The following is a 9,909-nucleotide window of genomic DNA, read 5'->3' as shown; positions in this document are numbered from 1 at the left end:
AAGGAGCGACAACCATGACCGGATAACGACCGACAATCATCCCGGTCGACCGGCCAAAATGATTGTCGGTAAACCGGCCGTGCTGCTTGACGCTATCCAAAATCGCTTTTTTGACACCTCACGGTCGGTAAAAAGCTCACTTGGAAGCGGTTGCGGTTGCGAGTGCGTTGGCGTCGGCATTCCAAATACCTCTCATGAACGTGGACTAGTAGCCACATGGCGTACCCGGCAATGCGCAAAAATTGGAACGTGATGCATGAGCGCACGCCTCGAATCTAAGCCCTCAGGGTATCGCAGGTTGTCGGTTCGTTACAGTACTCGCTGCGCGCGGCTGAATGGCTGCTGTGCTTTGGAATGTGCCACAGGAGTCACGACATGGTGGCCGGCCGCTCCGGGTCGATTTCGCCTTTTGGTCGGGAGGCGAACCGCTGTTCGCGATGACCGTAGTTGTGAACGACCGGTGTCGAGGGGTTGAAGAGCCGTCCCGCCGGCAAACGACGAACGTCCGCAAAGGCCGAATAGCAGACCCGACACAATGCGGAGTTTGTTCAAGCCGGAGACCGTCGCTCTACGTCGCGATAGTACGGCGCACCTCAATCCAACTTCAGCCCGAAGTATCCCGCAACGCCCCAGGCGGAACAACAACCTTCACCCGCCCCGTCTTAACGTCATAAACCACCCCCGAGACGACGAGCCTATCGTCAAGATCCATGTTCGCGCGGACCGCAGCGACATCAATCGCCACAGCCTCATACGGATCGGTGACAGCGAGTCCATCAAGCTTATCCGCGCCAACATCGAGATGCTTCGCCAGCAAAGCGGGCGCATGCTTATAGCACCCGATGATCCCGCAATCCGTATGTTGTAGCAGCACAAGATTCCGCGCCCCATCGGGCCGACCTGCGGCCTTCGATACGACTCTCAGCACCGCGAGTGTCTCTAGCAGGTTCTTATTGACCCGCCCACCGACATTACGAATCACAGCCGCCTCACCCTGCTTCAACCCAAGCACATACGCAGGATCCACCCGAGGGTCAACACAACCCACGACGATGGTCCCCGTCGAAGGCATCATCTTCAGCTCGGGTGCGAACTCGGCGCTTACAAATTCGGCATTGCGTTCCAGCATGACATCGTTGAAGTCCATCTTGCCTGCTCCTATAAGTGACTCAAATCACACTAAGCTCAAACAATCTCCGTCTCATCGCCCATCGCAAACCCCGACCTCTCCACAACATGCAACTTCGGCTCCCGATCGATGACGAGCCCGAGCACATCCGGCCGACTGTAATGTCCTCGTGAATCCATCATCCGTTTGCGCTTATCGATCTGCCAGAAGTCCAGATCCGCGATGACTTCCCCTTCACCCTCCCTCAACGGCGCGCCCCCCAAATACTCTCCTTCAGGCGAAACAATCGCGGTAAAGCATCCGCTGGAAATCGGCCCGACTTGAGTCGTATTGGTATCGCGCAAGATCTGCTGTTGCTGCTCAGAAGTGAGCCATGCCGTAGCATTGACGACGAACGCCCCAGCCTCCAGCGCATGCTGCCGGATATTCACCGAAATCTGCTCCGAAAAAAGATCCCCAGCAAACGACCCCGGATACATGGCCGAATGAATCTCTTCCCCATCGGCCATGAGCGCATAACGGGCGAGCGGGTTGTAGTGCTCCCAGCAGGCCAACTGTCCAACCCGCCCCACAGCCGTATCAACAGCCCGCAACCCCGACCCGTCGCCCATTCCCCATACCATTCGTTCGTGATAAGTCGGCGAGAGTTTCCGACGCCGCTGCACGAGCGTGCCATCGGCATCAAACAGCAGTTGAGTGTTGTAGAGCGTCCTACCGTCGCGCTCATTGACGCCGATGGACACCACCATCCCCGCCTGCCGCGCTGCCTCGCCGATGGCACGCGTCGTATCCGAAGGCACCGTCACCGCCTGCTCCAGCAGCTTGTAATGCTCCGCCCCCATCGCAAACGGCGATTCAAGAAAGGAAAAGTACGGATAATAGGGAACGACAGTCTCAGGAAACGTCGCGAACTGAACGCCTTGTTTACCGAGTTCCAGAATCTTCCTTATGACCTTATCAACGGTCCCTTCCCGGCTATAGAGAACAGGCGCGATCTGAACGGCGGCGGCCCGAATGATTTTCGACATGGCGGCGATCCTTGTTGCTGCGAAGCGGTGAGAGAAGTGCTTGTACCTTAGCGTCGCGAGCTATTACGATCCATGTCGTTGTTGCCACCTTTCATGACATCTCCAAGCCCCAAAACCGCAGAACCGCAGGATCAACCATGCACCGTGTTGGCTTCATAGTGCCGAAGAGATTCCAGATGATGAGCCTCGCCGCCCTGACGGTGTTCGAGGTCGCGAACCTGCCGCACGGAGGCCAGAGCTACGACGTCCACGTGTTGTCTGAACACGGTGGTCCTGTCGAGTCATCGGGCGGCATGAAGCTGGAGACTGAAGCGTTCGGCGATGCCGCGTTCGACACGGTCATCGTGGGCTCGATCACGGAGATGAGCATCCCGTCATCGGCTCCCGCCGTAGTGGCTTTCGTGCAAGAGGCAGCAAGAGCATCGAGACGGATCACATCGATATGCAGCGGCGCATTCGTCCTGGCCGAAGCCGGATTGCTGGACGGCCGGCGCGCCACCATGCACTGGGCGCATGCAGCAGAGTTCAGGGCAAGGTTTCCAGACGTCATTACGCAGGAAGACCGGATCTACATCAACGACGGCCCCATCTGGACGTCGGCCGGAATGACGGCGGGCATCGATCTCGCACTGGCATTGCTCGAAAACGACCTCGGTGCGGAGACCGCGAAGAGAGTGGCGCGACTCCTCGTCATGAATCAGCGTCGTCTCGGCGGGCAGATGCAGCACTCCGCGCTACTCGACATGACGCCCAAGTCCGACCGTATCGAACTGGTCCTCACGCACATTCGCCGCAACCTGCGCAATCCGCTCACCATCGAGGAACTGGCCGACGTGGCCAACCTCAGTCCTCGTCAGTTCAGCCGAGCCTTCGCTGCCGAGACGGGGCAATCACCGGCCAAAGCCGTGGAACAGCTTCGCCTGGAAGCAGCGCGATTCATGATCGAGCAAGGCCGGCACACGATCAACGTGGTGGCGCAGGAAACGGGTTTCGCGGACCGGGAAAGGATGCGCCGCGCGTTCCTTCGCACCTTTGGTGTGCCCGCAGACGTCCTGCGCAGAAGCGCCCGGCGGGAACCGGTCACAGACAGCTAGCGAGCGTTATCACATCAATGCGCCATGGCCGCACGAGAACCCTGTTCCCCCCGAACCAGCATCCATCCCATCCCGCGCACATTCCGAATGAGCGCACGCCCATACCGCTTGCGCATTGAGTGAATGAGCACGTCGAGCGCATTGCTCTCGACTTCCTTGCCCCACCCATAAATCCGCTCTTCCAGTTGCGAGCGCGAGAGAATCGCACCAGGCCGCTCAAACAACGCATGCATCAGCGCGAACTCCCGCGCCGACAGCAACGAAGCCGCCCCATCCCTCCACAGCGTCCGATGATCGAGATCGAGTCCGATCTGTTCATCGCCGATACGCGACGTCGCATATCCCGCCTGGCGCCGCAGAACAGCACGAATGCGGGCGAGCACTTCACGCACATCGAACGGCTTGATCACACAATCATCCGCGCCGCTATCGAGGCTGCGCACACGTGCATGCGGGTCACTTGACGTCGTGAAGGTCAGAACAGGCACCTTGTTACCCGCTTCACGAGAAGCACGCAGCAAATCAAGACCCCCGCCGCATTCGAGTCCAAGATCGAGCAGCACAAAAGCGTAATAAGCCGCATGAATCGCAAGACCGCCGGCGCGCGAATCGCGCACCCAGTCGACTTGATAATCCGCTTCCTTCAGCGCACGAAAAAGGCTTTGACCGACTTGCAGATCGTCTTCAATGAGTAACACGCGCATGATGTCCCTTCTTTCCTGGCGACGGTCCGTCGCAATCAATTCAAGGAGGCTGAACAGCATCCGTTCATTCGAGATCCGAACTATGGTGAACAGACGCTTCAGAAGATGAGCCCGGCGCCGCGTTTTATTGAGTGCGATCAGTCGAGCAAGTGCAGTGTAGATCGATCATTTGTTCATGTCTGTCCTATCGAAACAGGACAGACATGCGAGGTGCATCAACCGAGCAATGCCGTCAGCGCAACGAGTTCGCGCTGCGTCGCGATGCCAAGCTTGGCAAGCGCGCGTTGCTTGTACGTCACCACACTGGCCGGAGAGAGTTCGAGCATCGCGCCCACGGTCTTCGCGGTCTCACCGCTTCCGAGCAGCTTCGCGACACAGCGCTCGCGCTCCGATAAAGCCGTATGCCACTTCACCGACACTTCCCGTGGCACGCGAGGCGTGGCGCATAGCCGTGTGTGAATGGAAACGAGCGAAGCGAGCAACTCAGTGAAGGCCCAGATGCGTGCCTTGTCCTGATCCGTGAAACAGCCCATTTCCTTCGAGCGATAGAGGCTGAGATAAGAGGTGTGCTCCACATCGGGAACGACGATGGACAACTTGTCTACCAGACCCGGCTCCACGAAGAAGCGTTCGAAATAAGCTTCATTGAAAGTGTATGCGGGCATCAGGGACCGCATCGCCGGCGTGCATGAGGCATCTCCGGAGACAGAGAATTCGCGCACCAGCGGATCTTCCCGATAGCATCCGCCGATATAGGCCTCAGTCAGTCGCGCACCAACGCCCCTGCGGCGGCTCGCAAACGCCGCCATTGCCGCATGACGCGGCTTGACGTTCACCAGTGCGCAGTGATCGATCTCGACCAGTCCTCCAAGCGCACCAATCAAGCCGATGCCGAAGTCCTCGGTGCCAGCCGAGCGCACACAGTGAGAGAAGGGAAGAATGCCTGCACAGTCTCGCGGGTTCATAAGATTGCTCATAGCCTTGAAAACGATGCCGTAGGGATCGCGCTCGAGCACCATGAGCAGATAGTCGACTGAGCGCAGGTCGTCTATCACTGGAAATGCGCGGTGCGAGCACCGCATCACTCCGTCTGAACCCGCTGGAAGCTTACTAACCGCCATATGTCCACTTGAATACCAGTGGTTCAGTGGGCGCTATCTTAAGAACGCCAATCAGGCCAGTCTTGGCGCTCTGACCCAAGAAAAGCGACGATTTCAGCACAATTTCATGATTCGGTATTCGCACGATCGTGCAACTGGTCATGGAGATGTCGCATCGCAGCAATTCAATCCGAACGTTCGGGACGGCTCGTCGTTTTTCGGCATGTGCGTGTCGCGGGCTGGATGGTTTCCGATCCCTCCGCGTGGCTGGCGCCCAACCCTCGAGGCAACCGTCACACCCATAACTTTGCGCTAACAGATGCGGCCTACATTCATGACTGGACGCTGGTTCTCACCTGAGAAAGCAGATTGATCCAATTCACCTCACTTTGGAGAAGCATCATGAATGCAACTGTGAATCTGACCAACGAGCAAGTCATCAACGACCTCATCGCGCCGCAGGAACAAGCGTTCACGCTGCCCGAAGGCATCGTCGCCGACGGCACGGACTTCGTTCCCACTGTCCAGTACCTGATGTGACCGCACGCGGGGCGCGCAGTCGCTACGACGTCATGTAGCGGCTCGCCGCCCCGCGATTCTTCCGTTCATGCGGACGCGTCGAGCGTTCGCCAGTCCGATGAAAACCACTCCCCGAATTCTCCTTGAACCGGACCTGTGCCAAGACCTCGTGCTGCCATCCTCCGGACGCAGCACCCTCATACGGACCGCCTTGCAGGAGAACATGAAAGACTCTCTGCAAAAGGTTCTGCCGCCGATTGCTCGTTTGCTGCCGGATTCGGCTGCCGGTCTTGAGGATGAAGTCGAAGGACTGGACACCGCGCGCCGCTTTTCTCCGCGTCTGTACTTCGACTACTTCACGCTGCTTCAAGGCATGGCGCAGTCGGACGGTCGTGCCGTCGCCGCGCGCTGTGCAGCCTTGCGCAGGTGTCTGCACATGCCTTACGCGGATCGCTTTGAAGTTCGCGAACGGATGGATGAAATCGCGCTGTCTTTCATGCGCGCTCACCGGACCGCGACGCTGTCCGAAGCAAGTCATCTCGCGATCGACGCTCAAGAATCCGTTACGTACCCCGGATACACCGACAGCATTCCCCGCTGGACAGCCGCATCGGCGCGCCGTCATCTCGCGACGCTGCAAATGGCGCTCGCCGCGAGCGAGCCTCATCTCGCGGACGAGCTCTCCAGTCTGGTTTCCGTCGTGCAGTTGATGCCGCAGTCGTTTTCCGCCGAAGCCGCATCGAGTCTTGCGGCGTTCGGTACGGTCCTCGTGCGGCCGCCGATGGATTCGCCCGAGAAGTCCACGCAGTTCTTCTACTTCGATCGCATTGTTCACGAGTCAGCGCATATCTATCTGAACATGCTCTTGACCTTCGATCCGCTGCTGACGAATGGAGCGGCGCTTGCCGAGTCGCCTGCACGACAGACGCTGCGGCCCTTGAAGGGCGTTCTGCATGCGCATTTCGTGTTCTTCCGTCTGCTGCATGCCTATCGGCACGCGCCGGATGCTATCCGCAACACCGAGGCGCCCTGTCCGTCGCGTGCCGAGATGGATCGCATGAGCCTGTCCGCGCTGCCGCTGTCCTTTGCTGCACGAGAGGCGGTCTATCTCGACAAGTTCATTCAGGGAGACTCGATCCTCCGGTCATCGGCGGCATTCACGCCGTGCGGCCAGCGCTTTTTCGATGCAATGACGGAGACCCTGTGTCATGTGTGATCCTCCATTGCGCGTGCTCGAGCAACGTCTCGTCGAACGCCTGAGCCAGTTGAAGCCGTATCCCGACACGCTGCTGGAGATGGGATGCGGCGAAGGCCGTACGCTGCTTGCCCTGAAGCACGGGCACAACCTGCACGTCAGTGGCGTGGACGTTCACGAGCCTTCACTGTCCGCCCTGAAGCACGCCGGCGTCGATGCACGAGCGTGCGACATGCGCAGCCTCCCATTCGAAGACAACACCTTCGACTGGGTGCTGATCGCCAACTCGCTGCACCACATTGCCAATCCGAGGGACGCCATCCGGGAAGGCGCGCGCGTGGCCCGCCACGGTCTTGTCATTTGCGAGCCATGGCTCGACCAGACGATCGCCTCGCAGCGCACGACTTACACACTATGCGAGTGGTCGAACTCACTGCTGCAAAGCTTTGGCTTCTTTCATCGCGCCGGTCTTTCCGCTGGCGAGATTCTGGAATCGATCGACTTCGCCGCAGCGTCCGCCGAAGTGCATCAGGAACTGCACATTGCACGCTGGAACGTGCAGCAATGGCTGGCGGATCTCGAGCCCTGGATCGACAAGCTGTCCCACGATCATTACCTGCGCTGGCGCCTCAATCAATTGCTCAAGACCTTGCCCGTGAGCGCGGCGACCGAAGCCGGCCAGACGATCGTCGTCATCAAAAAGGCGCCCGCGCGCGCAGACTCCTTATCTTCGTAGAGGCACTTTCCGTGAAACTTCAAAGGCAAGTCATTGTTATCGTCGGTGCGGACCGCAAGGGTTTCTATATCGGGCCGACGTTGCATGGGCGTGGTTATCAATGCGTGCATGTGAGAACAGGTCCGATGGCAGCAGACGCCGCTTCAGCGTGCCCCGACTGGTGCAGCCGCGAGATCCAGCTGACGTCGCACGATGACGCGGCAATCCTCCAACTCGTCTCCGAGCTGAAGCCCTATCAGGTCAAGGCTATCGTCGTGGCGGGGGACAGCGGCGTCATTCCTGCGAACAAGCTGGCGCAGTTCTTCGACGTTCCGTGCAATCCTGCCGGAAGTGCACGCCTGCATCGTCACAAGTACCACATGGTCGAGGCGCTGCGCCTCAATGGTGTTCCGTGCGCGGCGCAATTTCATTCGCATGATCTCGACGCCATCCTGACATGGTATGAAACGTCCGGCTTCAGGCGCGTGGTCATGAAGCCCGCGCTCGGCGCGTACTCGGATGGCGTCGGCATCTGCGAAAGCAAGGCCGAGATTGCCGCGATCTTCGAGCGCAATATCGGCCGCCTGAATGTGGTGGGCGAGACCAAGGATGAATATGTCATCCAGGAATATCTCGAGGGCCGCCACTTCGTCGTGAATACCGTGTCGGTAGCAGGGCGGCACTTCGTGACGGATATCTGGCATGAAGTGAACCATCACCGGGGCACGCAGATCATCGACGAATACGCGGACTCGGTGCGCCGCGACGCCCCCGATTTTTCCGTTCTGTCGGCCTATGTGCACGACGTTCTCGATGCCTTGCAGATCCACAACGGCGCGGCTCACACCGAAGTCATGCTGACGGCAGACGGTCCTCGTCTGATCGAAACGGGTGCGAGGCTGGCGGGTGGCATCGACTACTCGGTCGTCGAGGAATGCCATGGCTATAGCCAGGTCTCGGTACTGGCGGACAGTGTGATCGCGCCTCATCTCTTCGAGGCGAGACAGGCGGCGTGCGTGACGGCGCCCGCGCGTCATGCCCGCTTCATCTACATGAATTCGCAGTTTGCCGGTACGGTGGCCGAACAGCCCCACCTCGCGCGCTTCCTGTCCGTGCCGGGCCTCATGAGCATCAAGCTGACATTCGCAAAGGGCGCAAGGCTCGAACGAACCGGGCAGACGTTCGGACATCCCGGTTACGCGATGCTCGTCGCGGATAGCCCGCAAGAACTGGCCCGCGACTACGCTCACTTCCGCGCGATGGAAACAAGCTTCTTTTGCGAAGCCACGAACGCCGGCGCAGACTCTGAATGGGAGCACGCAGCATGAACCACACTTTGTGGCTACGGGCCGAATACAGAACAAAGGAACGTCGGACCCCGCTGATTCCCGTTCATGCGGGCATTCTGGTCAAGAACGGTTTCACGGTATGCGTCGAATCATCGGAGAAACGCATCTATCCCGATTCCGCCTATTCGGACGTGGGATGCACGCTCGTCGAAAGCGGCAGCTGGCGTTTCTCCCATCGTGACACGCTGGTTCTCGGCCTCAAGGAATTGCCGGATGCAACGTTCCCGCTGCGGCATCGGCATATGTACTTCGCGCATGCCTTTGAACGGCAGCAGGGAGCGGCCAGTCTGCTCGCACGCTTCGAACGCGGCGGCGGCTTCCTGTACGACCTCGAACAGATCAAGGACAACTTCAGCGCGCAACTGGTCACGGGCGGCGCAGGTTTTGCCGGCATGGCCGCGGCAACGGCGTGCCTCGACATCTGGAAGCAAAAGCAAGGCGTTCGCGCCGGGCGCTACCATGTGCCGGAGCAATTCACGAGCGTGAATGAACTCGTGCGTTATGCACGAGCCCTTGTGCGCGATGATTTCCGCGCGCCGCGCACGCTGGTGATCGGACATCAGGGTAAATCCGGCAGCGGCGTGACGTGGCTGCTCGACGAACTCGGACTCGCGTACGATCGCTCACCGAAAATCACGCAGGATCATCCCGAACTTCGTGAACGGCTTCACGACTACGAACTCGTCTTCAATTGCATCAAGCTGGCCGCCGATACGCCGCTGTTCCTCAACGATGCAATGATCGGCCCGCATACGAAGATCAGGTTGATCGGCGACGTGAGTTGTGAAGCAACGCATCCGCGCAATCCCATTCCGCTGTATTCGGCCCCGACGAGTTTTGCCGAGCCGGTCTGCCGCGCGAAGTCGGGCATCGAGATCATGGCCATCGATAACATTACCGCGATGCTGCCAGTGGAATGCAGTCAGATGCTGAGCGAGCAAATCTTTCCTTATCTTTGCTATTTCATGCTTGCAAGAGACGTGCACGACGCTTCGCCTTTTCAGCGCGTGGCCAAGGCATTCCACGCCGCCTGCATCGATGCGAGACGCACTGAATCGACGGCTGCCTGACGCACT

10 protein-coding genes are annotated in these 9,909 nt (G+C 59.2%); 6 read left to right on the top strand and 4 right to left on the bottom strand.

The window, feature by feature from the left end:
• Positions 1-604: 604 nt before the first annotated feature.
• Positions 605-1,147: a carbonic anhydrase gene (locus QCE69_RS20925; RefSeq protein ID WP_309932701.1), complete on the bottom strand. Its 543-nt coding sequence runs from the start codon at positions 1,145-1,147 to the stop codon at positions 605-607.
• A 38-nt stretch (positions 1,148-1,185) separates the two neighbouring features.
• The gene (locus QCE69_RS20920) at positions 1,186-2,157 is read right to left on the bottom strand and encodes a nitrilase-related carbon-nitrogen hydrolase (protein ID WP_309932700.1); all 972 of its coding nucleotides are present in this window, start codon (positions 2,155-2,157) and stop codon (positions 1,186-1,188) included.
• 137 nt (positions 2,158-2,294) lie between these two features.
• On the opposite strand from QCE69_RS20920, the gene QCE69_RS20915 reads away from it, so the two are divergent.
• The gene (locus tag QCE69_RS20915) at positions 2,295-3,251 is read left to right on the top strand and encodes a GlxA family transcriptional regulator (RefSeq protein ID WP_309932698.1); all 957 of its coding nucleotides are present in this window, start codon (positions 2,295-2,297) and stop codon (positions 3,249-3,251) included.
• Positions 3,252-3,265: 14 nt separating this feature from the next.
• On the opposite strand, the gene QCE69_RS20910 is transcribed toward QCE69_RS20915, so the two are convergent.
• Entirely contained in the window at positions 3,266-3,955 is a 690-nt protein-coding gene (locus tag QCE69_RS20910) for a response regulator transcription factor (protein WP_309932836.1), read from the bottom strand.
• Positions 3,956-4,170: 215 nt separating this feature from the next.
• A complete protein-coding gene (locus tag QCE69_RS20905) occupies positions 4,171-5,010 on the bottom strand; it encodes a helix-turn-helix transcriptional regulator (protein ID WP_309932697.1) in 840 nt (279 codons plus the stop codon).
• Positions 5,011-5,457: 447 nt separating this feature from the next.
• On the opposite strand from QCE69_RS20905, the gene QCE69_RS20900 reads away from it, so the two are divergent.
• The 5 genes from QCE69_RS20900 (at position 5,458) to QCE69_RS20880 (ending at position 9,903) form a co-directional block, all read left to right on the top strand.
• Positions 5,458-5,595: a hypothetical protein gene (locus QCE69_RS20900; RefSeq protein WP_309815055.1), complete on the top strand. Its 138-nt coding sequence runs from the start codon at positions 5,458-5,460 to the stop codon at positions 5,593-5,595.
• A gap of 202 nt (positions 5,596-5,797) precedes the next feature.
• Entirely contained in the window at positions 5,798-6,790 is a 993-nt protein-coding gene (locus tag QCE69_RS20895; protein ID WP_309932696.1) for an aKG-HExxH-type peptide beta-hydroxylase, read from the top strand.
• Positions 6,783-7,505 (top strand): class I SAM-dependent methyltransferase, encoded by a 723-nt coding sequence (locus QCE69_RS20890; RefSeq protein ID WP_309932694.1) that lies wholly within the window; start codon positions 6,783-6,785, stop codon positions 7,503-7,505. Before QCE69_RS20895 ends, QCE69_RS20890 begins: the two co-directional genes overlap by 8 nt.
• A 125-nt stretch (positions 7,506-7,630) precedes the next feature.
• Positions 7,631-8,812: an ATP-grasp domain-containing protein gene (locus QCE69_RS20885; protein WP_309932834.1), complete on the top strand. Its 1,182-nt coding sequence runs from the start codon at positions 7,631-7,633 to the stop codon at positions 8,810-8,812.
• Positions 8,809-9,903: a hypothetical protein gene (locus tag QCE69_RS20880; RefSeq protein ID WP_309932692.1), complete on the top strand. Its 1,095-nt coding sequence runs from the start codon at positions 8,809-8,811 to the stop codon at positions 9,901-9,903. Before QCE69_RS20885 ends, QCE69_RS20880 begins: the two co-directional genes overlap by 4 nt.
• Positions 9,904-9,909 lie beyond the last annotated feature (6 nt).

The sequence above is a fragment of the Caballeronia sp. LZ032 genome (assembly GCF_031451315.1).
GTDB lineage: Bacteria > Pseudomonadota > Gammaproteobacteria > Burkholderiales > Burkholderiaceae > Caballeronia.
This window is presented reverse-complemented; position numbering and strand designations above follow the sequence as displayed.

Coding starts and splice junctions, on each gene's coding strand:
- QCE69_RS20925 (WP_309932701.1), bottom strand. CDS start 1,147: ATGGACTTCAACGATGTCATGCTGGAACGCAATGCCGAATTTGTAAGC.
- QCE69_RS20920 (WP_309932700.1), bottom strand. CDS start 2,157: ATGTCGAAAATCATTCGGGCCGCCGCCGTTCAGATCGCGCCTGTTCTC.
- QCE69_RS20915 (WP_309932698.1), top strand. CDS start 2,295: ATGCACCGTGTTGGCTTCATAGTGCCGAAGAGATTCCAGATGATGAGC.
- QCE69_RS20910 (WP_309932836.1), bottom strand. CDS start 3,955: ATGCGCGTGTTACTCATTGAAGACGATCTGCAAGTCGGTCAAAGCCTT.
- QCE69_RS20900 (WP_309815055.1), top strand. CDS start 5,458: ATGAATGCAACTGTGAATCTGACCAACGAGCAAGTCATCAACGACCTC.
- QCE69_RS20895 (WP_309932696.1), top strand. CDS start 5,798: ATGAAAGACTCTCTGCAAAAGGTTCTGCCGCCGATTGCTCGTTTGCTG.
- QCE69_RS20890 (WP_309932694.1), top strand. CDS start 6,783: ATGTGTGATCCTCCATTGCGCGTGCTCGAGCAACGTCTCGTCGAACGC.
- QCE69_RS20885 (WP_309932834.1), top strand. CDS start 7,631: ATGGCAGCAGACGCCGCTTCAGCGTGCCCCGACTGGTGCAGCCGCGAG.
- QCE69_RS20880 (WP_309932692.1), top strand. CDS start 8,809: ATGAACCACACTTTGTGGCTACGGGCCGAATACAGAACAAAGGAACGT.